This window comes from Streptomyces sp. ISL-99, from assembly GCF_018614005.1.
GTDB lineage: Bacteria > Actinomycetota > Actinomycetes > Streptomycetales > Streptomycetaceae > Streptomyces > Streptomyces flavidovirens.
In genome coordinates this window covers 77,610-103,635 of record NZ_JAGGPC010000007.1, presented here as the reverse complement: position 1 = coordinate 103,635, position 26,026 = coordinate 77,610, and the positions used below count along the sequence as shown (strand labels likewise).

The window sequence follows — 26,026 nt, the reverse complement described above, 5'->3', positions numbered from 1 at the left end:
TCTCCTTGTTGGGCCCGAAGTTCTTGGGGGTCTGGGGGCCGTCCCCCAGGAATCTTCTGCAATCTCTGCACGGCCCAACCGGGCCGCTAGTGATACGTGTTCAGTTGCTGGCTGGTCAGCCGACCATGCGGCGGGTCGCCTCTTGGAGGCGGTCCGCGATGGTCCCGTTGATGACCTCGTCGCCGACCTGTACCTGGATTCCGCCGAGGACCTCGGGGTCCACTTCGAGATTCAGGTGCATCTGGCGTCCGTACAGCTTCGCCAGTGCGGCGCCGAGGCGCTGCTTCTGCTGGTCGGTGAGCGGCACCGCCGTGGTGACGACGGCGACCATACGGTCGCGGCGCGCCGCGGCGAGCTTGGACAGGGACTCGAGTCCCGCCTCCAGGCTACGTCCACGCGGCTGAACCACGAGACGTACCACAAGACGCTCGGTGACCGGCTGGGCCTTTCCGCCGAGCAGGCTGCGCAGCAGCTCGCTCTTGGCGGACACCGAAGCCGTCCTGTCGGTCAGCGCGGACCGCAGCCCGGTGTCGGACGCGACGATCCGGCCGAACCGGAACACCTCGTCCTCCACGTCGTCGAGCACGCCGGCCTGCTGCGCCGCGGTGAGGTCGGCGGTGTCCGCCAGCTCCTCGATCGCGTCGACCAGGTCGCGCGACCGCGACCAGCGGGAGCGGACCATGCCGGAGACCAGGTCGGCGGCTTCGCCACCCACCTGACCGCTCAGCAGTCGCGCAGCCAGCTGGGCCTTGGCCTCGCCGGCCTGCGCCGGGTCGGTCAGGACCCGACGCAGCGACACCTCGCGGTCGAGCAGCGCGGTGACGGCGGCCAGGTCGCCGGCGAGCTTCGCCGCGTCGACCGACGTGTTGTCGGTCAGCGCGTCGAGACGCTCACGGGCGGCAGCCAGTGCCTCGCGGCTCGCTCCGTTCATCGGGCGGCCTCGGCCTTCTCCTCGAGCTCGCTGAGGAAACGGTCGATGGTGCGGCTCTGCCGGGCGTGGTCCTCGAGGGACTCGCCGACGAGCTTGCCGGCCAGGTCGGTGGCGAGCTTGCCCACGTCCTGACGCAGCGACAGTGCGGCCTGCTTGCGGTCCGCCTCGATCTGGGCGTGGCCGGCGGCGATGATTTCCTCGCGCTGGCGCTGACCCTCCGCACGCAGCTCTTCCTTCAGCACAGTGCCCTGCTCCAGCGCCTCCTGGCGCATGCGGGCGGCCTCGTGGCGGGCCTCCGCGAGCTGGGCCTTGTACTGCTCAAGAACGCTCTGCGCCTCGGTGTTGGCCGCCTCGGCCTTCTCCATGCCGCCTTCGATGGCCTCGCGGCGCTCTTCCAGAACCTTGTTGATGTTCGGGAGGAGCTTCTTCGCGAGGAAACCAAAGACGATGAAGAAGGCGATGAGACCGATGACGATCTCGGGGACCGCCGGGAGCAGAGGGTTCTGAACCTCTTCTTGCGCCAGCTGTAGGGCGATCACATCAGTGCCTTTCGTCGAATCGGGCAGTGGTTAGCCGCGATTAGTCGACCGGGTAAACGAAGGGCATGACGAGACCGATCAGGGCGAGCGCCTCACAGAGGACGAAGCCGAGGATCTGGTTCGCACGGATCAGACCGGCCGCCTCAGGCTGGCGGGCCAGCGCCTGGGTGCCGTTTCCGAAGATGATGCCGACGCCGACGCCGGGGCCGATGGCGGCGAGGCCGTAGCCGATCGCACCGAGGTTGCCCGTGATGTTGACGGCGGCGAGGGTCTGGAGAGCGGACATGCCGTTTCTTCCTTCTCTTTCAGAACCGGTGGGGGTTGGCCACCGGACGACTATCGGGGGTGAGGCCGGCTGGTCAGTGGTGCTCGGCGAGAGCGCCCTGAATGTAGTTGCAGGCCAGGAGGATGAAGACGTAGGCCTGCAGCGCCTGAATGAACAGCTCGAAGGCGGTCAGCAGGATCACCATCACGAAGGAGATACCGGCGTAGGCGATTCCGATGCCGTTGAGCAGGTACCAGCTGGCGATGGTGAAGATCAGGAGCAGCACGTGACCGGCGAACATGTTGGCGAACAGTCGCACCGCGTGCGTGAACGGCCGGATCAGCAGGTTCGAGAAGAGCTCGATGAGCATGACGACCGGCAGGACCGGGCCGAGCGACTTGTCGTAGCCGGCGATGTTCTTCCAGCCGCCGACGAATCCGTGACGCTTGAAGGTCACGCTGACCCAGATGACGTACACGATCAGCGCCAGCGCCACCGGGAATCCGATGATCGACGGCACCGGGAACTGGGCGACCGGAACGATGGCCCAGATATTCATGATCCAGATGAAGAAGAACATCGAGACCATGATTGGGACGTACTTGTCGCCCTCACGCTTGCCGAGCGTCTCGTACACCACACCGCGGCGGACGAAGTCGTAACCCGCCTCGGCCACCATCTGGAGCTTTCCGGGAACCAGCTTCGGCTTGTTGAAGGCCGCCCAGAAGAAGCCGACGACGAGGATGGTGCTCAGCGCCGCCAGCAGCATCGGCTTGTTGATATCGATGCCGCCGACGGTGGCCATCGGCTCGAACAGAAAGGAGTGCAGGCCAGGAGCCGGGAAGCCGCACCCGTCAAAGATGTGGCAATCGGTCTCGAAGGCGAGCACCGTCGTCGGGTCAGCACTCACCGCGGGCTCCTTCAGCGTGGCGCATAGGTACGGCAACCTCGTTGTGTCGGCGCGGCAAGCAGCCGCTGGTCGGCACTGGACTGGTGTTACGGATGGGGGGGCGGCTCAGGCGTAGAGCCTCGCGATGGAGCAGGCGTCAGCTCGAATGCCCGCGCCCGCAGTGCCGCAGTTGGAACCGGACGATAGCAGGATCTCGAACGCGGACTTATCCCGGCCCTACCCCTCACGTCGAAGGCCCAGTGTTTTCGGGCTTCTTGCCCTTGGACGCATCCGGATCGACGTAAAGAATCTTCGCCTTCATGTGGACACGGATCTGGGCCGCGACCCATACAACGGTCGCGACGATCAGCGTGATGGCGAAGGCCCTCGGATTGAACAGCGTCGTGTTCTTGAACACGGCGACAAAGATAAAGAGCAGCAGCAGCTGTGCCGTGTAGAGCATCAGCCCCATGGCCTGGAACAGCTGCGGCATGGATTTGGCAGTGCGTTCCAGAACGAGCAGCCCGATACCCATGAAGAGGATCACCACCAGCGTTCCGACGACCGCGCCGACCGCTCCCTTGCCGCCCGCGACCACACCGCTGACCGCGACGGCGATGGCGCCGGCGGCAGCTGTGGGTACGGCGACGGGGAGGAGGGTCCGGGCGTCATTGGACGGCATGGCGGTAACTCCGCTTGCTGGTGGGGGCAGTAGGTGTCGTCATGGACGAGCGTAAGCCGGGAGCGAGGCGTCGCCTCACGTCCAAAAGGCCGTCGCACTACGGCCCTTCGGCTCTGTCGCCGGGTCTCGTGAACGGTATCACAAACTATTTGATGAGGTCTTTACCAAGAGGTGTGCCAACTGTCACACATGAGAGTGACAGCGCCCGTCTGTGCGCGACAGATCGATGCTTTGTCTGCTATTAGGCCCTAGTGCGCCAAATCGTCAGCGGGACGTTCCGGCCTTACGCCGCTCGGGGAAGCGCGAACGGTGCCCGATGGCCGTCGCTCCGTTGACGCCCGCCGGCATCGGCGTACGCTCCTGCGGTTCCTCCACCGTCCCGGCGGCCTCAGCCGTCTCACCCGCCTCGTCCGTACCGCCCCCATCGGAGAAGGCCCTGCTGCTCCTGCGGTAGCGCGGCGGGATGAAGGACTCCGCCCAGCGCGGGGCGCGCGGTGTGAAGCGCGGCAGGAGCAGGAGCACCAGGCCGACCGCGCTGAGCACAACGATGCCGAGCACGATCCACATGCTGGCCGAGTGCACGGAGTACGCGACGGCGCCGAAGGCGATCAGGGCGGACCAGAAGTACATGATCAGCACGGCCCGGCTGTGCGAGTGGCCGATCTCCAGGAGCCGGTGGTGCAGGTGGCCCCGGTCCGCCGCGAACGGCGACTTGCCCTGCCAGGTACGCCGCACGATCGCCAGCAGCAGGTCCGCGACCGGGATCGCGATGATCGTCAGCGGCAGCAGCAGCGGGATGAAGACCGGGAGCATCGCGTGCGTGACCTCGCGCGTGCTGGCGCCCGCGAAGAGCTTCATCGCGTCCGGATCCACCTGGCCGGTGACCGAGATCGCGCCGGCCGCCAGGACCAGGCCGATCAGCATCGAGCCCGAGTCGCCCATGAAGATCCTGGCCGGATGCATGTTGTGCGGGAGGAATCCCACGCACATGCCCATCAGGATCGCGGCGAAGAGGGTGGCGGGCGCGGCTTCCTCGATGCCGTACCCGTACCAGATCCGGTACGCGTACATGAAGAACGCCGTGGAGGCGATGCAGACCATGCCCGCGGCGAGACCGTCCAGGCCGTCCACGAAGTTCACCGCGTTGATGGTGATCACGACGAGCGCGACGGTGAGCAGATTGCCCTGCCAGGCGGTCACTGAGACCTGGCCGATGCCGGGCACCGGCAGCCACAGGATCGTCAGCCCCTGCGCGACCATCACGCCGGCGGCGATGAACTGGCCGCCCAGCTTGATCAGTGCGTCGATCTCGAACTTGTCGTCCAGTACGCCGATGAGCCAGATCACCGCGGCGCCCGACAGCAGCGCGCGCGGCTCGTTCGACAGCTCGAAGACGCTGCTGAGGTTCTGCAGGTGGTCCGCGACCAGCAGACCGGCGCACAGACCGCCGAACATCGCGATGCCACCGAGCCGCGGTGTCGGCTCCCGGTGCACGTCGCGGGCTCGGATCTCGGGCATCGCGCCGGTCGCGATGGCGAACTTCCGCACCGGTCCGGTCAGCAGGTAAGTCACCGCTGCCGTAACGCAGAGCGTCAGCAGGTATTCACGCACGGGCAGCCCCACAGGTATCGCCGGCCATCTCAGCCCCACACCCTAGCTTCGCGACCACATGCTCCAGGACATTCGGGTACCGGTTGATGGTTGCACGACGCGTTCTCAGGCGGGATACGGCGGAAAATTCCCGGCCAGATCCCGCACTTCCGCTGCGACCTTCCTGCCCTCCCCCCGCAGAGCCAGGGAGAAAAGCTCCGCGATGCGCCCCATTTCGGGCTCGCGCATGCCCTGTGTGGTGACGGCCGCGGTTCCGAGGCGGAGGCCGCGCTCGTCGCCGTACGGAAGGGCGCAGCAGTCCACCACCATGCCGGCCGCCGCCAGCAGGCCGCGGGCCGTCCGGCCCTCGACGCCCAGCGGGGCGGGATCGGCGGTGATCAGGTGGGTGTCGGTGCCGCCCGTGGTGACGGCGAAGTCCTCCACCGCCAGAGCGTCCGCGAGCGCGCGGGCGTTGGCGACGACCTGGTGGGTGTACGTCGAGAAGGCGGGCGCCGCCGCCTCGCCGAACGCGACCGCCTTGGCCGCCACCGAGTGCATCTGGGCGCCGCCCTGGGTGAAGGGGAAGACGGCCCGGTCGATGCGCTCGGCGAGCTCCGCGCCGCACAGCAGCATTCCGCCGCGTGGGCCGCGCAGCACCTTGTGGGTGGTGGCGCAGACGACATCGGCGTACGGGACCGGGGTGGGCGCCGCTCCCCCGGCCACCAGGCCGATGGGGTGCGCGGCGTCCGCGATGAGGTAGGCGCCGACCTCGTCGGCGATCTCGCGGAAGTACGCGTAGTCGGGGTGCCTGGGGTAGGCAATGGAGCCGACGACGATGGCCCTGGGGCGGTGCGTACGGGCGAGGAGGCGCACCTGCTCGTAGTCGATGAGGCCGGACTCGTGGTCGACGCCGTAACCGATGAAGTTGAACCAGCGGCCCGAGAAGTTGGCCGGGGAACCGTGGGTGAGGTGTCCCCCGTACGCGAGCCCCATGGCCAGCACGGTGTCACCGGGGCGGAGCAGCGCGGCGTACGCGGCGAGGACGGCGGCGGAGCCGGAGTGGGGCTGGACGTTGGCGTGCTCGGCGCCGAAGAGGGTGGCCGCGCGGTCGATGGCGATGTGCTCGGCCACGTCGACGAGCTCGCAGCCGCCGTGGTGGCGGGCGCCGGGGTAGCCCTCGGCGTACTTGTTGGCGAGCGGGGAGCCGAGGGCGGCGAGGACGGCGGGCGAGCAGAAGTTCTCGGCGGCGATCAGCTGGAGGCCGGTGGCCTCGCGGCCCATCTCACCGAGGATGACGTCGGCGATCTCGGGATCCTGGCGGCTCAGCGCTTCGAAGCCCGCCCCGAGGACGGGGTGCTCCTGCTGAACGGATGCGGCGGTGACCGGCATGGCTGGCTCCGGGCCTGGCGAAGGGGTGCGGCCCCTCCAATGTAGGCCGCCCCGGCCCGCACTGCCCGGCGTACGAGGCGTTTCTTCCCCTACTGCCCCTCAGGTGCGGGCCGGCGTCCCCGTGAGGGCCGTGACCACCGGGTCGAGCGCCGTGTTGATCTCGTCGCCGATCGAGCGGAAGAAGGTGATCGGCGCTCCGTACGGGTCGTACACCTCGTCGGCCTCGACGCTCGGGGCGAGCAGCCAGCCACGCAGCGCCGCGGCGGCCCGTACGAGGGCCCTCGCGCGCTCCACCACGCCGTCCTGGAGGGGATCGGGCAGGGTCGCCGGGTCAATGGCCCGTACGAGCCGCGTGAACTCCTTGAGCGTGAACGTGCGCAGGCCCGCCGAGTGGCCCATGGAGATGACCTGGGCCCGGTGGTCGCGGGTCGCCGTGAGGACGAGATCCGCGCGGATGACGTGCTCGTCGAGCAGCTCGCGGCCGGTGAAGCCCGCCGCGTCCGCGCCGAAGTCGGCGAGCACGGCGGCGGCGTTGGCCTCCATGGGCGCGCCCTCGTGCCCCCAGGTGCCCGCGCTCTCCACGACGAGGCCGCGGGTGAGCGGGTCGCCCAGGCGGTCGCTGAGGGCATGGCGGGTCAGCCGCTCGGTGATCGGCGAGCGGCAGACGTTGCCGGTGCTGACGTGGAGGATACGGAAGGTGTCGCTGGTGCTGCCTTCGGCTATGCCACGCCCGTCAAGGGCGGTCAACTGGCCACCTCGAGGTCGGGTACGACCTTGCGCAGCTCCTCGGCGGAGAGGGCGCCCGCCCGCAGCAGGACCGGGACCTTCCCCGTGACGTCGACGATCGACGAAGGCACGATGCCGGGCGTCGGGCCGCCGTCGAGGTACACGGAGACGGAGTCGCCGAGCATCGCCTGGGCGGCGTCGCAGTCCTCCGGCGCCGGATGTCCCGTGAGGTTGGCGCTCGAGACCGCCATCGGGCCGAACTCCGTCAGCAGCTCGATCGCCACCGGGTGCAGCGGCATGCGGACGGCGACCGTGCCGTGCGTCTCGCCGAGGTCCCACTGGAGCGACGGCTGGTGGCGCGCGACGAGGGTCAGGGCGCCGGGCCAGAACGCGTCGACGAGCTCCCAGGCCTGCTCGGAGAAGTCGGTGACCAGGCCGTGCAGGGTGTTCGGGGAGCCGATGAGGACGGGCGTGGGCATGTTGCGGCCGCGTCCCTTGGCCTCCAGGAGGTCGCCGACGGCCTCCGCGCTGAAGGCGTCGGCCCCGATGCCGTAGACGGTGTCGGTCGGCAGGACGACCAGCTCGCCACGGCGGACGGCGGCCGCGGCTTCGCGCAGACCGGTCGTGCGGTCGGTCGCGTCGTTGCAGTCGTATCGCCGTGCCATTTAACGGGCCTCCTCGTGCGGGAACTGGTTGGTGCGGCCGGCGGTCACGGCATGGCCTTGCGGGCGGTCGCGAAGCGGGGCCGGTTGTTGAGGTCGGGGTGGTCGGCCGCGTCGGCCCAGCCACGCTCCTCGGTGAAGATCCACGGCACCTGGCCGCCCTGGGTGTCGGCGTGCTCGATGACGACGACGCCGCCGGGCCGCAGCAGGCGGTGGGCGGTGCGCTCGATGTGGCGGATCAGGTCGAGGCCGTCCTCGCCGGAGAAGAGGGCCATCTCCGGGTCGTGGTCGCGGGCCTCGGGAGCGACGTACTCCCACTCGGTGAGCGGGATGTAGGGAGGGTTCGAGACGACCAGGTCCACCTGGCCATCGAGCTCGGGGAGCGCGTCCCTGGCGTCGCCCTGGTGGATCGTGACGCGCGAGCCCGCGGCGTTCTTGCGGGTCCACTTGATCGCGTCGTCGGACAGCTCGACGCCGTGCACACGCGAGCGCGGGACCTCCTGCGCCATGGCGAGGGCGATGGCGCCGGAGCCGGTGCACAGGTCGACGATGAGCGGCTCGACGACGTCCATGGCCCGTACGGCGTCTATCGCCCAGCCCACGACGGATTCAGTCTCGGGGCGCGGTACGAAGACGCCGGGGCCCACCTGGAGCTCCAGGAAGCGGAAGAAGGCGCGTCCGGTGATGTGCTGCAGCGGTTCGCGGGCCTCCCGGCGCGCGATCGTCTCCCAGTAGCGGGCGTCGAAGTCGGCGTCCTTGACGTTGTGCAGCTCTCCCCGCTTGACGCCGTGCACGAACGCGGCGAGCTCCTCCGCGTCGAATCGCGGTGAGGGCACGCCGGCGTCGGCCAGCCGCTGGGTGGCCTGAGCCACCTCTGCGAGCAGCAGATTCATCCCGGTCCTCCGACTTGCAGGGGGCTTTACTGGCTTACTGGCTTTCCTGGGCCGCTGCGAGCTTGGCGGCGGAGTCGGCGTCGACGCACGCCTGGATCACTGCGTCCAGGTCGCCGTCGAGTACCTGGTCCAAGTTGTACGCCTTGAAGCCCACGCGGTGGTCCGAGATCCGGTTTTCCGGGAAGTTGTACGTACGGATCTTCTCCGACCGGTCAACTGTGCGGACCTGGCTGCGGCGTACGTCGGAGGCTTCCTGCTCGGCGGCCTCCTGAGCGGCGGCGAGCAGCCGCGAGCGCAGGATGCGCATGGCCTGCTCCTTGTTCTGGAGCTGGCTCTTCTCGTTCTGGCAGGAGGCGACGACGCCGGTCGGCAGGTGCGTGATGCGGACCGCGGAGTCGGTGGTGTTGACGGACTGACCGCCGGGGCCCGACGAGCGGTAGACGTCGATCCGCAGGTCGTTGGCGTGGATCTCCACGTCGACCTCCTCGGCCTCGGGGGTGACCAGCACGCCCGCCGCGGAGGTGTGGATACGGCCCTGCGACTCGGTGGAGGGCACGCGCTGCACGCGGTGCACGCCGCCCTCGTACTTCATCCGCGCCCAGACGCCCTGGCCGGGCTCGGTCGCGCCGTTGCCGCCCTTGGTCTTCACGGCGACCTGGACGTCCTTGTAGCCGCCCAGCTCGGACTCGGTGGCGTCGATGATCTCGGTCTTCCAGCCGACGCGCTCCGCGTACCGCAGGTACATGCGCAGCAGGTCGCCGGCGAACAGGGCCGACTCGTCGCCGCCCGCGCCCGCCTTGACCTCGAGGATGACGTCCTTGTCGTCGCTGGGGTCGCGCGGGACGAGGAGCAGCCGCAGCTTCTCCGTGAGCTCGTCGCGCTGCTTCTCCAGCAGCTTCAGCTCGGCGGCGAAGTCCGGGTCGTCGTGGGCGTATTCGCGCGCCGTGACGATGTCCTCGTTCGTCAGCTTCCAGGTCCGGTACGTCCCGATGATCGGGGTCAGCTCGGCGTAGCGCTTGTTCAGCTTCCGCGCGTTGGCCTGGTCCGCGTGGACCGAGGGGTCGGCCAGCTTCTTCTCGAGATCGGCGTGCTCGCCGATCAGATCCTCGACCGCCTCGAACATCTTCGGGCTCCTGGGTTGCAAAAAACGAAAGGGAACTGCGGCCTGTAGGTCACGAGCCTGTACGTCACGACAAAGCGCCGGTCCTCCCCACCCCTGTACGGAGCGGCCGAGGACCGGCGCAATGGCTCGCTACTTCGCGGCGGCAGCCTTGCCGAAGCGGGCCTCGAAGCGGGCCACACGGCCACCGGTGTCGAGGATCTTCTGCTTGCCCGTGTAGAACGGGTGGCACTCGGAGCAGACCTCGGCACGGACGGTGCCGCTGGAGATCGTGCTGCGGGTGGTGAACGACGCGCCACAGGTGCAGCTGACCTGCGTCTCGACGTACTCGGGGTGGATTTCGCGCTTCAAGGTGACTCCTAGTTTCGGGAGGGCGCCGGGTCGCTCGCGCGGATTGCGCGGACGTGAACCGGGGCCGACGTACCAGTCTGCCAGCACTGGCCGCATCTCCCAAAACCGGGGACCGGCCGGAACTATTCCCCGCCCGCTACTGGCTCTGTACGACCTTGCCCGCGTCGCCCTTGTCGCCCGCGGAGTCCTTGGTCGCGGAGGCCGGCACGGGCTTGTCCCGGCGCAGGGCGTCCCAGACCTGCTTCGACTGGCGCTGGAGCGGGAGGACGCGGTTGGGGTCGGCCGGGTCGTACTGCACGGGCAGCGTCACCATCTTCATGTCGCCCGCGCCGATGCCCTTGAGGCCGCCCGCGAAGCTCACCAGCTCATTGACCGAGGCGAGGTCGGAGTCGGTGGTGACGGTCCGGGTGGCGCTGTCGGCCAGGTCGTACAGCTTCTTGGGGCTCGTGAGAACGCCGACGTCCTTGACCTGGTTGATCAGCGCCTTCATGAAGGCCTGCTGGAGCTGGATGCGTCCGAGGTCGCTGCCGTCGCCGACGCTCTTGCGGGTCCGTACGAGACCGAGCGACTGCTCGCCGTCGAGGGTGTGCGGGCCGGGCTTGAGGTGGAGATGGCTCTTGCCGTCGTCGATGGCCTGCTTGGTGGTGATCTCCACGCCGCCCAGGTCGTCGATGAGCTTTTTGAAGCCGGTGAAGTCGACCTCGACGTAGTGGTCCATGCGGATGCCGGACATCTTCTCGACGGTCTTGACGGCGCAGGCCGGACCGCCCACCTCGTACGCCGTGTTGAACATCTGGTGGCCGGCGCCGGGGACGGTCCCGCCGCCGCTGTCCGAGGCGCAGGCGGGGCGGTCGATCAGGGTGTCGCGCGGTATGGAGACGACGCTGGCCTTCTTGCGGCCCTCGTACACGTGCATGACCATCGCGGTGTCGGAGCGGGCGCCGCCTTCGTCCTCGCCGTACTCGGCGTTGTCGCCCGAGCGGGAGTCGGAGCCGAGGACGAGGATGTCGAGGGAGCCGTTGTCGACGTCGTCGGGGCGGTCGCCACCGAGCTGGGTGTTGATGTCAACACCCTTGAGATTGCCGTTGAGTTTGAAGTACACGTAACCGAGTCCGGTGCCGCCCAGCAGCACCACGCCCGCGGCGGCCCAGGCGGTGGCGGTCAGCGCCTTGGGGCGGCCGCTGGGTTCCGGCTCCTTCCGGCGTTTGCCGGTCCCGCGTATTCGGCTGCTCCTGCTCTGTTTTCCGGCCATGTTTCTCCCCAGCCCTCGTTGGTTCCGATTCCCCCTGCCGTGGCGATCAGGCACGGTATGTCGGCACTTACGACACTTGTCAGACGACGGATCACCGTGAAGGGTTGCACAACGCCCTGTGGCCCCTGCTGGGGGCAGGGGCCACAGGGCGCGCGTCGGCGGTGCGGATGAGAGGGGCCGAAGTCCCCTCTCACCAGGGTTTTCAGCCGAAGATGTTGTACTGCTGCCAGCCGGTACCGATCTTGATGCGTGTGGCGAAGATCTCCGAGGTGGCCTTGCCGGTGCCCGGGTAGAGGTAGAGCGTTCCGCCGGGCGTACGGGCCAGGTAGTCGGCCTTGCCGTCACCGGTGACGTCACCGGCCGCGTCGAAGGCGTTGTAGCCGCTCCACGTACGGACCTTCACCTTGGCGGCGAAGGCGCCGGTGCCCGCCTTGCCCGTCCCCTTGTAGAGGAACATCTCGGACGTACTGGACTTGCGCGCGATCAGGTCGGTCTTGCCGTCACCGGTGAAGTCACCGTTGCCGCGCACCGAGTTGAACTGGCTCCAGCCGCTGCCGACCTGGATGCGGGGTGAGAAGGTGCCGTTGCCCTTGCCCGGGTAGATCCACAGGACGCCTGCGGAGTCGACGGACAGGAGGTCGGGCAGGGCGTCGCCGGTCACGTCACCGGGGACGATGATCTGCTTCCTGGAGCCCCAGCCGGACGCGATCCTCGTGTCGGCCCACTCCTCGGTGGACGGCACGTAGTGCGACCACCAGACGTCTCCGGACTTGGTCCGGATGATCATGTCCTCGTAGTCGTCCCGGTTGAGGTCGGCCTGGAGGATCACATTGGCGTTGCTGTAGTTGCCGACCGACTCGCGTGTGGCGAACGAGGTGCCCTTGGACGCGTAGTAGTAGAGCGTGCCGTCGGAGGCGCTGCGACGGGCCAGTACGTCGGACCGGTGGTCGTTGGTGATGTTGGCGTCGTCGACCCGCGGGACGACGGATCCGGCGTACCACGAGACCTTGGAGTAGACGCTGTACGCGCCCTCCTCCACGCAGTTCTCGACGCCCCACGAGACCACACCGACGATCTTGCCGCCGACGACCAGGGGGCCGCCCGAGTCACCGTTGCAGGCGGTCTCCGTGCCCTCGTCCTGGCCGCTCGCGGGCTCGCCCGCGCAGACCATGTGGTTCCGGATGAACTCGCCGCCGAGCTGCCAGTCCTCGCACGTGGCGTCCGAGTTGATGGGCAGGGTCGCCTTCTTCAGCGTCGGCGAGATGTCGTTGCTGGTGGAGGAGGTGCGGCCCCAGCCGTAGACCGTGGCCATGGTCCCCGGCTTGTACGACGTGGTGTCGTCCGACTTCGTGATGTTGATCGGCTTGGCCGTGACCGGGTAGGCCAGGGTCAGGACCGCGATGTCGTTGTCGAGCGTGTAGTCGCTGTACGACGGGTGGTTCCACTGCCGCCAGACACCGGTGACGGTGCCGCCGTGGTTCGCGTCGGTCGCCAGCGTCTCGGTGCCGGTGACGACGACACCCTTGTTCTTCCAGTCCGCGCCCTTGACGCAGTGCGCCGCGGTGAGGATCTTCGTCGGCGCGATGACGGCGCCGCCGCAGAAGAAGGAGTTTTCGCCGTCCTCGTAGAAGAGCTGCGCCATCCACGGGGCGGAGCTGATGCTGGTCTCCGTACCGCCGATGACCTTCGGGTCGGCCGAGCCCGACGAGCCGGACGAGAACTTGGCGCCCTTGGACGGCTCCTCGGCCTGCCTGGCCGCGGCCTCCAGACGCGCTTCCAGCTCCGCCTGCGAGGGCGAGGTGACGGCCGGCTTGATCGTGGGCTTGGGCGGCGGCACCGCGGCGGCGTTCGCCGGGGCCATCAGCATCGCACCGGCGACAGCGGCCGCGATCGCGGTGGCGGCGGCCGGCACGGCGATGCGTATCCGGCGGCGGTGCTTGCCGCCCTGCTTGCCAGAGATCACTCGGGACTCCTGATTCAGATGTCGATGAGGACGCCCCAAATGGATCCCCCCACCTGTGGCCGAATGATCGTACGACCGACTCCCGTACACCAACAGCCACTTGTGACCGACCGGTGAACACAACTTGGCAACATCTCCGCGCTGGAGGCGTTTGGTGGGCGTACAGCCGGACACGACGAAGCCGCCCCGCCACTTTCGTGACGGGGCGGCTCAGTTGGCGCTGCGGCGGTCAGTCGCTGCCGTTGCCCGAAGGAGTCGTCTTCGCGATCTGCATCAGGAACTCGGCGTTCGACTTCGTCTGCTTCATCTTGTCCAGCAGGAGCTCGATCGCCTGCTGCGAGTCGAGTGCGTGCAGCACCCGGCGCAGCTTCCAGACGATGGCGAGCTCTTCCGCGTTGAGGAGGATCTCCTCCTTGCGGGTGCCGGACGGGTCGACGTCGACAGCCGGGAAGATGCGCTTGTCGGCGAGCTTCCGGTCGAGCTTGAGCTCCATGTTGCCGGTGCCCTTGAACTCCTCGAAGATCACCTCGTCCATGCGCGAGCCGGTCTCGACGAGCGCGGTGGCCAGGATGGTCAGCGAGCCGCCGTCCTCGATGTTGCGCGCCGCACCGAAGAAGCGCTTCGGCGGGTAGAGCGCGGTCGAGTCGACACCACCGGACAGGATGCGTCCGGAGGCGGGAGCCGCGAGGTTGTACGCACGGCCCAGACGGGTGATCGAGTCCAGCAGGACGACCACGTCGTGACCCAGCTCGACGAGACGCTTGGCGCGCTCGATGGCCAGCTCGGCGACGGTGGTGTGGTCCTCGGCGGGGCGGTCGAAGGTCGAGGAGATGACCTCGCCCTTCACCGACCGCTGCATGTCGGTGACCTCTTCCGGACGCTCGTCGACCAGGACGACCATCAGGTGGCACTCGGGGTTGTTGACGGTGATCGCGTTGGCGATCGCCTGCATGATCATGGTCTTACCGGTCTTCGGCGGGGCCACGATCAGGCCACGCTGGCCCTTGCCGATCGGCGCGACGAGGTCGATGATCCGGGTCGTCAGGACGCCCGGGTCGGTCTCGAGACGCAGTCTGTCCTGCGGGTACAGCGGCGTCAGCTTGTTGAACTCCGGGCGGCCGCGGCCGGAATCGGCTGCCATGCCGTTCGAAGAGTCCAGGCGGACAAGCGCGTTGAACTTCTCGCGGCGCTCGCCGTCCTTGGGCTGGCGGACGGCGCCGGTGACGTGGTCACCCTTGCGCAGGCCGTTCTTGCGGACCTGGGCCAGCGACACGTACACGTCGTTCGGGCCCGGCAGGTAGCCGGAGGTCCGGATGAACGCGTAGTTGTCGAGGATGTCCAGGATGCCCGCGACGGGGATCAGGACGTCGTCGTCGGAGACCGGCGGCGCGTCGCTGCCGAACTCCTCGCGGCCACGACGGCCCCGGCGGTCGCGGTAGCGCCCGCGGCGGCCACGGCGGCCACCCTCGAAATCGTCGTCGTCCTGCGGTCCGGCGCCCTGGGGGCCGCCCTGGCCGCCCTGACGCTGCTGGCGCTGGCCGCCCTGGTCGTCGCCCTTGCCGCGGTCACGGCGTTCACCGCGGTCCCCACGGTCCTGGCGGTCGCCGCGGGCGCCGTCACCCCGGTCACCACGCTCGCCACGGTCACGCTGGCGCTCGCGGCGGTCGCCGCGCTGACCGCGCTCCTGGCGGTCACCCCGGCGGCCATCGGTGCCCTCCTGAGGGGACGTGGTGACGGCGGCCTCGGCCTTGGCCTCGGGCTGCGCGTCGGCACGTACCTCGGTCTTGACGTCGGTCTTGGGCTCGGCCTTCACCTCAGTGGCGACAGCCGTCTCGGGGCTGCCCGCCTGGGCGGTGGCCCGGCGCCGGCGGCGCTCGCCGACGGGCTGGTCGTCGCTGGCAGGCTGACCGGGAATGTCGATCTGCTGCTGCGCGACAGCCTTCTCGGCGGCGGGCGCGGCGGCGGTGGCCGCGGCGGCCTCGTCTCCCGTGCGCGCCTTGGAGGTGGCACGGCGCTTCGGCTTGGTCTCGGCGGTGGAGCCGGCGGCCGTCTCGGCGCTCTTGGCCGGGGACGAGCCTCCGGCCTGCGCTTCCTTGATGACCTCGATCAGCTGGCTCTTGCGCATACGCGCCGTGCCCCTGATCCCGAGGCCGGACGCGACCTGCTGCAGCTCGGCCAGGACCATGCCCTCGAGGCCGGTGCCGGAGCGGCGGCGCCGTGCGGCACTACCAGTGGCAGCACCTGCGGCGGACGCGGTGTTGTCGACATTCTTGTCGGCAGTCACGCCCATCAGATCGGTGGTGTCGCTCACGAAGGGTCCTTCCCTGGAGCGGACGTCGGCCTGTCTGGCTCGGCGACCGGTTGTGCTGTCCGACTGCGGTCTGGAAACCGTGCCGGGGCGGTGGTCCGCCGGATACGGCGGAAGAAATAACGTGCTGGGGGTCCGGCTCTTGCATTGCCGGTTCCGGAGCGTGCTCAAAACTGCTCAGGCAGGCTGCTCAGGCAGTTGGGGAGGCTCCCGGAAGAATGGTGGTCCCGAACGGGGACACGATGCACCGCGCCACAAGGACGCCGGGTGCAGACTTGAGATTAACACTACCGGATCCAATAAATATTCCCCCTCTCGTTCACCGGCAATCGCGTGTCACTGCGCTCCGAGCGGCAGAACACTCGCTCCCGCGGCGTCGAGAGCCAGCCGGTTGGCCGCCCACCCCTCGCCCGCCAGTCGTGCGACCTTGTCGGCCGCACCGTCCTCGACCAGCGCGAGGACCGTGGGTCCGGCGCCGGAGATGACCGCGGGGACGCCGTCCGCACGCAGTCGGTTGACCAGGGCCAGGCTCTCCGGCATCGCCGGGGCGCGGTAGTCCTGGTGGAGTCGGTCCTCGGTCGCCGCGAGCAGCAGCTCGGGACGCCTGGTCAGGGCCTCTACGAGCAGGGCGGCGCGGCCCGCGTTGGCGGCGGCGTCCACATGGGGGACGGTGCGCGGCAGCAGGCCGCGGGCGGTCTCGGTGAGCACCGGCTTGCCGGGGACGAAGACCACCGGAACGATGGAATCAGCGGGGTCCATCCTGATCGCCCTGGCCGCTCCCCCGTCGGTCCAGGCGAGCGTGAAGCCGCCGAGCAGGCAGGCGGCGACGTTGTCGGGGTGGCCCTCGATCTCGGTCGCCAGCTCAAGCAGCGCGGCCTCGTCGAGGCGCGCGTCGCCGCCTATGGTCACGGCGCGTGCGGCGACGATGCCGGCGCAGATGGCGGCGGAGGAGGAGCCGAGGCCGCGGCCGTGCGGGATGCGGTTGGCGCAGACGACCTCGAGGCCGCGCGGCTGTCCGCCGAGCAGGTCGAAGGCGGTACGGAGCGACCGTACGAGCAGATGACTCTCGTCGCGGGGCAGCGTCTCGGCGCCCTCACCTGCGATGTCGACGTGCAGCCCGGAGTCGGCGACCCGGACGACGACATCGTCGTACAGCCCCAGCGACAGGCCCAGGGCATCGAAGCCGGGACCAAGATTTGCGCTGGTGGCGGGGACGCGCACCCTTACGGCGGCGGCGCGGAACGCGGGACCGGCCATCGCTCGACGACTCTCCTTGTGGGACTGCGAAATGTGGGACTGCGAGATTCTGAGGACTGCGACATTTTGACGTACGAACACCCGAAGGCCACGACGGCAACAGCACCCGCGGCATATGCGGCGGGGTGGGTTGAGTACAGCCTATCGAAGGAAGGTTCTGTGACGACATAGGGCGCACAGGAGGCGCACGATGCGTGTCGCGAACCGTCCTGTGCTCCTCTGTCTGGCCTTAGGGGGCCTTACGTGGCTTTACGCCACCTGCCGGCCCCCGCCGGGCGCCTGCTACACGAGGCCGAGGCGTTCCGCGGCCGTCGCGGCGTCCACGGGCACCGTGACCGGCTGCGGCGCTCCGGCCACCGCCCAGTCCGGGTCCTTGAGGCCGTTTCCGGTCACCGTGCACACGATCTTCTGGCCCGGGTCGACCTTGCCCTCGTCGGCGGCCTTGAGCAGACCGGCGACGCTGGCTGCCGACGCGGGCTCGACGAAGACGCCTTCCTGCGACGCCAACAGGCGGTAGGCGCGCAGGATCTCACGGTCCGTCACCTCGTCGATGAAGCCGCCCGACTCGTCGCGCGCCTCAAGGGCGTACTGCCACGAGGCAGGGTTGCCGATGCGAATCGCGGTGGCGACGGTGTGCGGGTCCTTGACGATCTCGCCGCGCACGATCGGCGCCGAGCCGGAGGCCTGGAAACCCCACATGCGCGGGGTGCGCGAGGAGATCTTGTCGGCCGCGTACTCGCGGTAGCCGCGCCAGTACGCCGTGATGTTCCCGGCGTTGCCCACGGGAAGCACGTGAATGTCCGGGGCGTCGCCGAGCCGGTCGACGATCTCGAAGGCGGCGGTCTTCTGGCCCTCGATGCGGACCGGGTTGACCGAATTGACCAGCGCCACGGGGTAGTTGTCCGACAGGCTGCGGGCCAGCGTCAGGCAGTCGTCGAAGTTTCCGTCGACCTGGAGGATCTTGGCGCCGTGCACGAGGGCCTGGCCCATCTTGCCGAGCGCGATCTTGCCCTGCGGCACGAGGACGGCGCAGACCATCCCGGCGCGTACCGCGTAGGCGGCGGCCGAGGCGGACGTGTTGCCGGTGGAGGCGCAGATGACGGCCTTCGCGCCCTCCTCCTTGGCGCGGGTGATCGCCATGGTCATGCCGCGGTCCTTGAAGGAGCCGGTCGGGTTGGCGCCCTCGACCTTGAGGTACACCTCGCAGCCGGTGCGCTCGGAGAGGACCTGCGCCAGTACGAGCGGCGTGCCACCCTCGCCGAGCGTGACGACGGGCGTCGTCTCCGTCACCGGAAGACGGTCCCGGTACTCCTCGATGATGCCGCGCCACTGGTGGGTGCCGATGGTGGTCATGGGTCCTTACTCCCCTTCAACACGCATGATGCTGGCGACACCGCGCACGGTGTCGAGCTTGCGCAGCGCCTCGACGGTCCCCGAAAGGGCGGCGTCGGGCGCGCGGTGGGTGACGACGACGAGGGATGCCTCGCCGCCTCCGTCCTGCCGGCTCTGCTGGCGCACGGTGTCGATGGAGACGCCGTGCTCGGCGAAGACCGTCGCGACCTGGGCGAGAACACCCGGTTTGTCGGCCACATCGAGGCTGATGTGGTACCGCGTGACGACCTCCCCCATGGAGCTGACAGGAAGCTGGGTGTACGCGGACTCGCCGGGCCCGGTGGTCTCGGCGACGAGGTTCCGGCAGACGGCGACGAGGTCACCGAGGACCGCGGAGGCGGTCGGAGCGCCGCCGGCGCCCGGACCGTAGAACATCAGCTGCCCGGCCGCCTCGGCCTCGATGAAGACGGCGTTGTACGCCTCGCGGACCGAGGCCAGCGGGTGGGTCAGCGGGATCATCGCCGGGTGGACGCGCGCGGTGACGGACTTGCCGTCGGCAGCGCGCTCGCAGATGGCGAGCAGCTTGACGGTGCACCCCATGCGCTTCGCGGAAGCGATGTCGGCGGCCGTGACCTCCGTCAGCCCTTCCCGGTGTACGTCGCCGATCCGCACGCGGGTGTGGAAGGCGATGCCCGCCAGGATGGCGGCCTTGGCGGCGGCGTCGAAGCCCTCGACGTCGGCGGTGGGGTCGGCCTCGGCGTACCCGAGGGCGGTGGCCTCGTCGAGCGCCTCGGAGTAACCGGCTCCGCTCGTGTCCATCTTGTCGAGGATGAAGTTGGTCGTGCCGTTGACGATCCCCAGCACCCGGTTGACCTTGTCACCGGCGAGGGACTCGCGCAGCGGCCGTACGAGGGGAATGGCGCCGGCCACGGCGGCCTCGTAGTACAGGTCCCGCCCGTGCTCCTCGGCGGCGGCGTGCAGGGCGGCGCCGTCCTCGGCGAGCAGCGCCTTGTTCGCGGAGACGACGGAGGCGCCGTGCTCGAAGGCGGTGGTGATGAGGGCGCGGGCCGGCTCGATGCCGCCGATGACCTCGATGACGACGTCGATGTCCCCACGTTTGACCAGGGCCGTCGCATCAGTCGTGATCAGAGCGGGGTCGATGCCCTCGCGGACCTTGGAGGGGCGTCGCACGGCGACCCCGGCCAGCTCGACCGGGGCCCCGATGCGAGCGGCGAGGTCGTCGGCGTGCGTCGTCATGATGCGCGCCACCTCTGAGCCGACCACACCACAGCCCAGCAGCGCCACCTTCAGCGGACGCGTACGCATCATTCGACCTACGCCTTTCATTGGGCACAGCGTTTCTTGCTTGAGTGTGAACCAGTCTCACTCACCGGACGGGAGTTTCTGTCCCCGGTCCAGATTGCGAGACATCTATTTCATCAGCCGACATCAAGACGCAGGAGATCTTCCTCCGTCTCGCGCCGGACAATCACGCGTGCCTGACCATCATTGACGGCAACGACGGGCGGGCGCAGCGAGTGGTTGTAGTTGCTCGCCATGGAGCGGCAATAAGCGCCGGTGGCGGGCACCGCGATCAGATCACCGGGCGCGAGGTCGGCGGGCAGAAAGGCGTCCCGTACCACGATGTCGCCACTCTCACAGTGCTTGCCGACGACGCGGACGAGCATCGGCTCGGCGTCCGAGGTCCGCGACACGAGCGCCACGCTGTACTCGGCGTCGTACAGCGCGGTGCGGATGTTGTCCGACATGCCGCCGTCCACGCTCACGTACGTACGGAGCCCCTCCAGCGGCTTGATCGTGCCGACCTCGTAGAGGGTGAAGGCGGTGGGGCCCACGATGGCGCGTCCGGGCTCGACGGAGATCCGGGGCGTGGCGAGCCCGGCGGCCTCACACTCCCGGCTGACGATCTCGTGGAGCGCCTTGGCGATCTCGTGCGGCTCGCTGGGGTCGTCCTCGGAGGTGTACGCGATGCCGAGCCCGCCGCCGAGGTCGATTTCCGGCAGCTCGACGCCGTGCTCGTCCCGTACCTCGGCGAGCAGCTGCACCACGCGCCGCGCGGACACTTCAAACCCGGCCATGTCGAAGATCTGCGACCCGATGTGGGAGTGAATGCCGATGAGCTCAAGACCGTCGAGCCGCAGGGCCCGCCGTACCGCTTCGGCGGCCAGCCCGTCCGCGAGCGCGATGCCGAACTTCTGGTCCTCGTGGGCGGTGGCGATGAACTCGTGCGTATGAGCCTCGACACCAACAGTCACGCGAATCTGCACGCGCTGCCGCTTGCCCATGCTCTGCGCGATGTGGGCGACGCGGACGATCTCCTGGAAGGAGTCGAGGACGATCCGCCCGACCCCCACCCGCACGGCCCTCTCGATCTCCTCGGCCGACTTGTTGTTGCCGTGGAAGGCGATGCGTTCGGCGGGCATGCCGGCGTCGAGGGCGGTGGTCAGCTCCCCGCCGGAACACACATCCAGATTGAGCCCCTCCTCCTTCAGCCAGCGGACGACGGCCCGCGAGAGGAAGGCCTTGCCGGCGTAGAACACGTCGGCGTCCGGCCCGAATGCGTCGGCCCAGGCGCGGCAGCGGGCGCGGAAGTCGGCCTCGTCGAGGAAGTAGGCGGGGGTGCCGAACTCCTCCGCGAGGCGGCTCACTTCGATGCCGCCGACCGTGACGACACCATCGCTGTTACGCCGGACCGTCCTGGCCCAGACCTTCTCGTCGAGGACGTTGAGATCGGCGGCCGGGGCGGTGTAGTGCCCCTCGGGGTAGACATCGGCGTGACGGGGCCCGGCGGGGTGTGCGGAACGGCTCATGTCTCTTCTGTCTCTCTCACAGATGTTCGGGTGCGCTGATGCCGAGCAAGGACAGGCCGCCGGCGAGCACCGTTCCGGTGGCCTCGGCGAGGGCCAGCCGGGAACGGTGGGCGACCGAGGGTTTCTCGTCGCCGGGGGGCAGGACGGGGTGGGTGTCGTGGAAGCGGAAGAATGCCTCGGCCGCCATGTCCAGGTGCCGCGCGAGCCGGTCGGGCGCGCGGTGGCGGGCGGCGGCTTCGAGGACGCCGGGGTAGTCGACGAGAACACGACGCAATTGGTCACCCTCCCCCTCTACCGGCACCTCCCCCTCCCCCTCTCCCTCGAACCCGAGCGTGCCGGCGTTCCGTACCAGGGCGCGGGTGCGGGCGTGGGCGTACCGGACCCGGAAGAGGGGGTTGCTCTCGCGCTGCACGAGGAGGTCGTCGGGGGAGGCGGTGGCGGTGGGCCAGAGAAGGCTCCACACGGCGGCGTCACGCCCGAGCCGGGCGACGAGGGCCGACGGGAGGGAGCCCGGCTCCCCGGTTTCCGTCCGTACGACGGTCGCCCCCTGGGCATGGGCGAGCCGGGCCACGGCGTCGGCGAGGGGCCCGCGCCCGACCCGGACGACGTCCCCGGCGAGTGCGCCGCCGTGCCCGTAGGCGCGCCCCTGGGTGAGGACCGTACGTACGACGGAAGCGTGCGCGTCCTGCGCGAGCGTGACATTCAGGAACCCGGGCCCGGTGACCTCGACGTCGGAGATCGCCTCGTACCCGATCAGCAGGTCCCGGAGGATCTCGGCGACCTCGCGGGCGGGGCGGCCGGCGGGGCCGGCGAGCTTGAGGGCGACGTTGGTGGCGTAGTCACCGCGACCACCGGGCCGAGGCCGCTCGACGACGGCGCGCTCCGGCACCGGCGCCCGCAGCACACCCTCGTCCACGGCGCGACGCACGGCGCGCAGCACGGTACGGGAGAGCTCTGCGGGGGTCACGGGACAAGCGTATGGGAGGAGGGGGGTGCCAACGCGAACCGGTTTCGCCATCCGGTCACGGACGGGGTCAGGCCCGGCTCAGCGCGGACCTCAGCCGACCGTACGGCCCGCCTGCCCGGCTTCATGCCTGCCGTCGGCTGACGGCGGGCCCTCCCGGTGCACCAACTGCCGTACGAGCCTGACCAGCTCCGCAGGCTCGAAGGGCTTGGCAAGAAAGGCGTCGACGCCTGCGGCGAACCCGCTCTCCACCTCGTGCTGCGTACAGGCACTGATGATCGCGACGGGCAGATGGGCGGTCCGGGGGTCCTCCCGGAGCCGGGCGGCCGTACGAAGCCCGTCGAGCCGCGGCATCACAACATCCAGCGTCACGACATCGGGGCAGACCCGGTGAACGATGTCCAGCGCCTCGACACCATCGGCCGCGGTCACCACCTCGAAGCCCTCCAGCTCGAGATTGACCCTGATCAGCTGCCGGATGACCTTGTTGTCGTCCACAACAAGCACGCGGCCGGACACGCCTGGCACAACTCGAGAGTAGGTCGCCGTTCACCACCGCGTCCGGCTTTTCCTCACTTCCACCCGCACGGGGTGCTGACAGCCAACGACGACCTGCCCGACCGGAGCCCGCCCCGGCCTGTCGCGGCACCGGTGCGGCCTCCCAAAACCTGTTCATGAACACCCGGCCGAAGCTGGTAGTGTTCAACCCGTCGCCGCTTAACCACGGCGGTACGCCCCCGTAGCTCAGGGGATAGAGCAACGGCCTCCGGAGCCGTGTGCGCAGGTTCGAATCCTGCCGGGGGCACAGAAGCCGGACCAGCGTGAAACACCCGCTGACCTGCGGAAGTGCCAGACTTCAAGAGCCGGACCCAGTCTCACTGGGTCCGGCTCTTTGTCGTTGTGTATCGCTGATCGCGAGTGAGTGGCGAGTGGGACCGGGAGCCCTGAGACAGGCCCTGGCCGACCTACGCTGCCCCCTGAAGACCAACCAGTACACGGTGCACCAGGTGCACCAGGTTTGCCGGGGCAGCGGTTCAGAGCGGGCGAACGCTAGCCTCCCGGCGGAACTGTCTGAGCAGCAGCACGTGAGGGGCAGGGGCACAAGTGGATTCCGGGCAGGCGCGGGCACTCTTTACCAAATATTCCGCAGCGATGGCATACATCGAGGTGGAGTCCCCAAACGGAGACCTTGGTATCGGGTCTGCGTTTCATGTCGGGGAGGGCGTATTTGTAACAGCACGCCACGTGGTGGAAAACAAGCACATCAGGGAGGTTTGCATGACGGAATCTGTTTACATCCCATTCACAGAGGAGGAGTTGCGTACAGAAGTGCCCCATACTTTCCTAAACGGCGACACCCCTGTGCACTCGGTATCAAACAATGTCCTAGCCCTAATGCGAGGACCACTTTTCCTCCCTCGCACTGAAGTCGATGTGGCAATCTTCAAGGTTCAGGAAATCAATCCCCGCACACCAGTCATTCCCCTTGGAAGTCATCTCAACGACTTCCTAGGGCAGAGCGACTTCGTGCTGTCAGAGGCCGTCGTTCTGGGGTACCCACCCATTCCGATGTCTACGACACCCGTCCTCGTCGGCGCACGCGCAGAGGTGAACGCCCAGGTCGACCTATACGACTCTTGCGACGTTCATTTCGTTCTGTCCGCCACCGCACGCGGTGGCTTTAGCGGTGGCCTCGCGTTCTCCGAGTGGGGCTTCGCCCTCGGTCTAGTGACTCGATCGCTGCTGACCAACGACGGGACGGCCGAGTCCGGCTACATGTCAGTCCTGTCGATTGAGCCGATTTACGAATGTCTCGCCCACCATAAACTGCTGCCCGAGTGCCAAGCGGACGGTTGGGATGATCTATGGAATACACAGACCCTTCATTTCACCCGAGGAGAGCCAGGCATCTCGGGTGGTTTTCCGGTACTGGCTTCGGTGGATTCTTTCGATGATGGGCGGCGCTACCACCTAACGGTCTGCTGCGATGACGATTTTGAGGTTTTTGAGCAAGCCCTACGAACCGCCACCGCCGCGCTCAGCGAATACCAAACGGAGCTTGTCGAAATCCGCCCCCGGATGACCAGAATTCACATTACGGGGGCGGATCCAGGCTCTTCTGTCAACGTTGCAATCACCGCAGCCTTGAAGGCTACCACCAGGCTATTTGCCCAGCATGGCTACATCTCATTGTCGCATCCGTCGGTAGAAACGGAGGAGCCCCAGGTGTAGAAGATCAATGCTCCGTCTCCTCCTCCCATCCCATCGCCGCCTCGATTTTCCTGTTGTTCAGCTCCTCGTGGCCGTCAATGCAGCCCTCGTAGCGGCGGTGGATGACCTCTGGGGAGTTGCCCGCGCGACGGGCCACCTCTGCCACGGGGACCCCAGCGTTCAGCCAGTTCGTGATGCAGGTATGCCGAAGGTCGTAGGGCCGGTGCGCGAGCGGGGAATCCGCCTTGTCCGGTGGGAGTGCGATGGGCCTTGCTTCCTGCCACACCCTCCAGTAGCTGGACGTCCCCAGCACGCCACCACGCTCGTTGGCGAAGAGCCTGCCGTCCTTGGCCGTACCGAACTCCGTGATGTGCTCCCGGAGCATCGCAACCAGCAGCGGCGGTATGGGGACAGGCCGGTCAGCTTTGACCTCACGCGACTTGAGCCCCCGCTTGTCGTGGCGCTGCCCCGAATCGGTCCACTTCTTGCCGGACACCGGGCGGGTTTCCCGAAGGGTGAGGGTCCCCCAACCCGTCTCGGGCAGATAGCAGTCCTTCTCTCGCAGCCCGACCACTTCCGCCGGCCTCATTGCGGCGTAGAGCTGGCAGCCGAAGAACGCGACCAGCCGACGGCCGCGATTGCGGTGCACGGACCCCACGTACGAGACGGCCGCGAGGAGTGAAGTCCCCTGAGCCGCATTTACCAGGACCCGAGGATCCACCACGTCACCGCCCGTGGATCCGGTCCGCTTCACGTTGGCGAGCGGGTTTTCGTCCAGGTAGCCCGACTCGATCGCGTGCTCCATGGCGGTGTTGAAGCCGCGACGGCGCCGCTTGTACGTCTCCCCTGCCGCTGGGGTGCCGTCCAACTTGAAGGAAAGCCGGTACTGGACGTCCCGGAGAATTCTCGGGTCCGTCAGCGAGGACAGCGGAAGCGAACGGTTGGAGAGCCACGTACAGGCGGCCACAAGGTCGGGCGGGGGCTCTTCGCCCTTGTGAGCCGGTACGACAGCCCAGCGCACGGCCAGCCGCACTTCCTCAGGTGTCGGTGCCTTCGCTCCGTCGCCCATCATGGCGAGCGCCACTGTGGCCAGGCTGTCGGCAATGCCTTCACGCGTCTTCGCTGCTGTGGTACGCCACCGTGCCGCCATGTATTCGCGGCAGAAGTCCCACCATGACGGGTCCGGTTTTGTGTTCTCTTTCGCCGCTGCGGCCCGGAGTTCGGACTCTGGCAAACCGGTGTCCACGTCGAATGCCTCGCCCTTGCGCATGGCTTGCCACAATTCCGAGCGGCGACTTTCAGCGAGCGCGATTGTGGTGAAGCTGGCCGTCTTCACCTTGCCCGCTACCGTCCAACGGAGTTGGTACGGTGCCTTCTTGCTCTTCACCTTGTTGACCTTCCACACCCGTACGTCGGTGGAAAGGGTGGGGGCCGGTGTCTCAGGCCCGGACGGGCGCCCGCTGTTGCGGGCGCCCGGGGTCTCGCTGGCCTTGCGGTGGTTCACGCGGATTCCTCCAAGGTCTCCATCCAGCGGTCCAGTTCAGAGCGACGGATGCGCACCGATCCGTTCGGGAGCTTGATGGCCTTGGGGCCCTTCCTGAGCTGCCGCCAGCGATAGAACGTGGAGCGTGGTACGCCGATCTCTTCGATGACTTCGGGGATGGTCAACTTCTCGTCGCGGGGCTTGGCCACGACTCCTCCTTGGGCGAGAGAGCAAGGCAGGTGGGGAGCGGAGCATCTGAGGGCCGCCACAGAAACCACGGAATACACAGAAAGCCATGACGGGTACTCTGAGCTGGGAAGACAGCGGTCCGGGCGCGGTTGGGCGGGCTGCCACAGAAAGCGCGGGAAGTTCCACAGAAATAAGGCGC

The 26,026-nt window shown here is 68.4% G+C and carries 24 protein-coding genes and 1 tRNA gene; 2 read left to right on the top strand and 23 right to left on the bottom strand.

Annotated elements, in window-relative coordinates:
• Positions 1 to 115: 115 nt before the first annotated feature.
• From J7E91_RS04685 to J7E91_RS04585, 21 genes are all read right to left on the bottom strand, one after another.
• Positions 116 to 931 carry a F0F1 ATP synthase subunit delta gene (locus tag J7E91_RS04685; protein WP_214899335.1) on the bottom strand — a complete coding sequence of 272 codons (816 nt, stop codon included), beginning with the start codon at positions 929 to 931 and terminating at the stop codon, positions 116 to 118.
• Positions 928 to 1,470, bottom strand: coding sequence for a F0F1 ATP synthase subunit B (locus J7E91_RS04680; RefSeq protein WP_214899333.1), 543 nt, complete (start codon positions 1,468 to 1,470; stop codon positions 928 to 930). Before J7E91_RS04680 ends, J7E91_RS04685 begins: the two co-directional genes overlap by 4 nt.
• A 40-nt stretch (positions 1,471 to 1,510) precedes the next feature.
• Positions 1,511 to 1,756, bottom strand: a complete 246-nt coding sequence (locus tag J7E91_RS04675; RefSeq protein ID WP_138894101.1) for a F0F1 ATP synthase subunit C — start codon at positions 1,754 to 1,756, stop codon at positions 1,511 to 1,513.
• Positions 1,757 to 1,829: 73 nt separating this feature from the next.
• Positions 1,830 to 2,645, bottom strand: coding sequence for a F0F1 ATP synthase subunit A (gene atpB / locus J7E91_RS04670; protein WP_214899331.1), 816 nt, complete (start codon positions 2,643 to 2,645; stop codon positions 1,830 to 1,832).
• A 223-nt stretch (positions 2,646 to 2,868) separates the two neighbouring features.
• Positions 2,869 to 3,306: a hypothetical protein gene (locus J7E91_RS04665; protein WP_214899328.1), complete on the bottom strand. Its 438-nt coding sequence runs from the start codon at positions 3,304 to 3,306 to the stop codon at positions 2,869 to 2,871.
• A gap of 264 nt (positions 3,307 to 3,570) precedes the next feature.
• A complete protein-coding gene (locus J7E91_RS04660; RefSeq protein ID WP_214899325.1) occupies positions 3,571 to 4,917 on the bottom strand; it encodes an MraY family glycosyltransferase in 1,347 nt (448 codons plus the stop codon).
• A 105-nt stretch (positions 4,918 to 5,022) separates the two neighbouring features.
• Entirely contained in the window at positions 5,023 to 6,285 is a 1,263-nt protein-coding gene (gene glyA, locus J7E91_RS04655) for a serine hydroxymethyltransferase (RefSeq protein WP_214899324.1), read from the bottom strand.
• A gap of 99 nt (positions 6,286 to 6,384) precedes the next feature.
• The gene (locus J7E91_RS04650) at positions 6,385 to 7,032 is read right to left on the bottom strand and encodes a protein-tyrosine-phosphatase (RefSeq protein ID WP_214899323.1); all 648 of its coding nucleotides are present in this window, start codon (positions 7,030 to 7,032) and stop codon (positions 6,385 to 6,387) included.
• Positions 7,029 to 7,676, bottom strand: coding sequence for an L-threonylcarbamoyladenylate synthase (locus tag J7E91_RS04645; protein WP_028813217.1), 648 nt, complete (start codon positions 7,674 to 7,676; stop codon positions 7,029 to 7,031). The genes J7E91_RS04650 and J7E91_RS04645 overlap by 4 nt, the downstream gene beginning before the upstream one ends.
• Before the next feature lie 44 nt (positions 7,677 to 7,720).
• Positions 7,721 to 8,566 carry a peptide chain release factor N(5)-glutamine methyltransferase gene (prmC, locus tag J7E91_RS04640; protein WP_028813218.1) on the bottom strand — a complete coding sequence of 282 codons (846 nt, stop codon included), beginning with the start codon at positions 8,564 to 8,566 and terminating at the stop codon, positions 7,721 to 7,723.
• A 34-nt stretch (positions 8,567 to 8,600) separates the two neighbouring features.
• Positions 8,601 to 9,689: a peptide chain release factor 1 gene (gene prfA / locus J7E91_RS04635; RefSeq protein WP_214899322.1), complete on the bottom strand. Its 1,089-nt coding sequence runs from the start codon at positions 9,687 to 9,689 to the stop codon at positions 8,601 to 8,603.
• Between the two features lie 129 nt (positions 9,690 to 9,818).
• On the bottom strand, positions 9,819 to 10,037 hold the full coding sequence (gene rpmE, locus J7E91_RS04630) for a 50S ribosomal protein L31 (RefSeq protein WP_028813220.1): 219 nt from the start codon (positions 10,035 to 10,037) through the stop codon (positions 9,819 to 9,821).
• 136 nt (positions 10,038 to 10,173) lie between these two features.
• On the bottom strand, positions 10,174 to 11,289 hold the full coding sequence (locus J7E91_RS04625; protein ID WP_214899321.1) for an LCP family protein: 1,116 nt from the start codon (positions 11,287 to 11,289) through the stop codon (positions 10,174 to 10,176).
• A 202-nt stretch (positions 11,290 to 11,491) separates the two neighbouring features.
• Complete coding sequence (locus J7E91_RS04620) at positions 11,492 to 13,156, bottom strand: trypsin-like serine protease (protein ID WP_214899451.1); 1,665 nt, start codon at positions 13,154 to 13,156, stop codon at positions 11,492 to 11,494.
• Positions 13,157 to 13,481: 325 nt separating this feature from the next.
• Positions 13,482 to 15,563, bottom strand: coding sequence for a transcription termination factor Rho (gene rho, locus J7E91_RS04615; RefSeq protein WP_214899320.1), 2,082 nt, complete (start codon positions 15,561 to 15,563; stop codon positions 13,482 to 13,484).
• A 333-nt stretch (positions 15,564 to 15,896) separates the two neighbouring features.
• Positions 15,897 to 16,817 (bottom strand): homoserine kinase, encoded by a 921-nt coding sequence (gene thrB / locus J7E91_RS04610; protein WP_214899319.1) that lies wholly within the window; start codon positions 16,815 to 16,817, stop codon positions 15,897 to 15,899.
• 282 nt (positions 16,818 to 17,099) lie between these two features.
• On the bottom strand, positions 17,100 to 18,170 hold the full coding sequence (thrC, locus tag J7E91_RS04605; protein WP_214899318.1) for a threonine synthase: 1,071 nt from the start codon (positions 18,168 to 18,170) through the stop codon (positions 17,100 to 17,102).
• A gap of 6 nt (positions 18,171 to 18,176) precedes the next feature.
• Positions 18,177 to 19,478, bottom strand: coding sequence for a homoserine dehydrogenase (locus J7E91_RS04600; RefSeq protein WP_214899316.1), 1,302 nt, complete (start codon positions 19,476 to 19,478; stop codon positions 18,177 to 18,179).
• Positions 19,479 to 19,588: 110 nt separating this feature from the next.
• Positions 19,589 to 20,980, bottom strand: coding sequence for a diaminopimelate decarboxylase (gene lysA / locus J7E91_RS04595; RefSeq protein WP_214899314.1), 1,392 nt, complete (start codon positions 20,978 to 20,980; stop codon positions 19,589 to 19,591).
• A 16-nt stretch (positions 20,981 to 20,996) separates the two neighbouring features.
• Positions 20,997 to 21,947 carry an ArgS-related anticodon-binding protein NrtL gene (nrtL, locus tag J7E91_RS04590; RefSeq protein ID WP_214899312.1) on the bottom strand — a complete coding sequence of 317 codons (951 nt, stop codon included), beginning with the start codon at positions 21,945 to 21,947 and terminating at the stop codon, positions 20,997 to 20,999.
• Positions 21,948 to 22,037: 90 nt separating this feature from the next.
• Entirely contained in the window at positions 22,038 to 22,463 is a 426-nt protein-coding gene (locus J7E91_RS04585; protein WP_308376047.1) for a response regulator, read from the bottom strand.
• A 214-nt stretch (positions 22,464 to 22,677) separates the two neighbouring features.
• Between J7E91_RS04585 and J7E91_RS04580 the strand changes: the two genes are divergently transcribed.
• Both J7E91_RS04580 and J7E91_RS04575 read left to right on the top strand, forming a co-directional pair.
• A tRNA-Arg gene (locus J7E91_RS04580) sits at positions 22,678 to 22,749 on the top strand.
• Positions 22,750 to 23,096: 347 nt separating this feature from the next.
• Positions 23,097 to 24,176: a trypsin-like peptidase domain-containing protein gene (locus J7E91_RS04575; RefSeq protein WP_214899308.1), complete on the top strand. Its 1,080-nt coding sequence runs from the start codon at positions 23,097 to 23,099 to the stop codon at positions 24,174 to 24,176.
• 4 nt (positions 24,177 to 24,180) lie between these two features.
• Here the strand turns inward: J7E91_RS04575 and J7E91_RS04570 are convergent, their stop codons facing one another.
• Entirely contained in the window at positions 24,181 to 25,659 is a 1,479-nt protein-coding gene (locus J7E91_RS04570) for a site-specific integrase (RefSeq protein WP_308376028.1), read from the bottom strand.
• The gene (locus tag J7E91_RS04565) at positions 25,656 to 25,847 is read right to left on the bottom strand and encodes an AlpA family transcriptional regulator (RefSeq protein ID WP_019889482.1); all 192 of its coding nucleotides are present in this window, start codon (positions 25,845 to 25,847) and stop codon (positions 25,656 to 25,658) included. The genes J7E91_RS04570 and J7E91_RS04565 overlap by 4 nt, the downstream gene beginning before the upstream one ends.
• Positions 25,848 to 26,026 lie beyond the last annotated feature (179 nt).

Bases quoted from the DNA above. Each gene is read 5' to 3' on its own strand.
- thrB (WP_214899319.1), bottom strand. From the start codon at position 16,817: ATGGCCGGTCCCGCGTTCCGCGCCGCCGCCGTAAGGGTGCGCGTCCCC.
- J7E91_RS04625 (WP_214899321.1), bottom strand. From the start codon at position 11,289: ATGGCCGGAAAACAGAGCAGGAGCAGCCGAATACGCGGGACCGGCAAA.
- J7E91_RS04685 (WP_214899335.1), bottom strand. From the start codon at position 931: ATGAACGGAGCGAGCCGCGAGGCACTGGCTGCCGCCCGTGAGCGTCTC.
- lysA (WP_214899314.1), bottom strand. From the start codon at position 20,980: ATGAGCCGTTCCGCACACCCCGCCGGGCCCCGTCACGCCGATGTCTAC.
- J7E91_RS04620 (WP_214899451.1), bottom strand. From the start codon at position 13,156: ATGCTGATGGCCCCGGCGAACGCCGCCGCGGTGCCGCCGCCCAAGCCC.
- prmC (WP_028813218.1), bottom strand. From the start codon at position 8,566: ATGAATCTGCTGCTCGCAGAGGTGGCTCAGGCCACCCAGCGGCTGGCC.
- prfA (WP_214899322.1), bottom strand. From the start codon at position 9,689: ATGTTCGAGGCGGTCGAGGATCTGATCGGCGAGCACGCCGATCTCGAG.
- J7E91_RS04665 (WP_214899328.1), bottom strand. From the start codon at position 3,306: ATGCCGTCCAATGACGCCCGGACCCTCCTCCCCGTCGCCGTACCCACA.
- J7E91_RS04600 (WP_214899316.1), bottom strand. From the start codon at position 19,478: ATGATGCGTACGCGTCCGCTGAAGGTGGCGCTGCTGGGCTGTGGTGTG.
- J7E91_RS04645 (WP_028813217.1), bottom strand. From the start codon at position 7,676: ATGGCACGGCGATACGACTGCAACGACGCGACCGACCGCACGACCGGT.
- glyA (WP_214899324.1), bottom strand. From the start codon at position 6,285: ATGCCGGTCACCGCCGCATCCGTTCAGCAGGAGCACCCCGTCCTCGGG.
- thrC (WP_214899318.1), bottom strand. From the start codon at position 18,170: ATGACCACCATCGGCACCCACCAGTGGCGCGGCATCATCGAGGAGTAC.
- J7E91_RS04675 (WP_138894101.1), bottom strand. From the start codon at position 1,756: ATGTCCGCTCTCCAGACCCTCGCCGCCGTCAACATCACGGGCAACCTC.
- J7E91_RS04575 (WP_214899308.1), top strand. From the start codon at position 23,097: ATGGCATACATCGAGGTGGAGTCCCCAAACGGAGACCTTGGTATCGGG.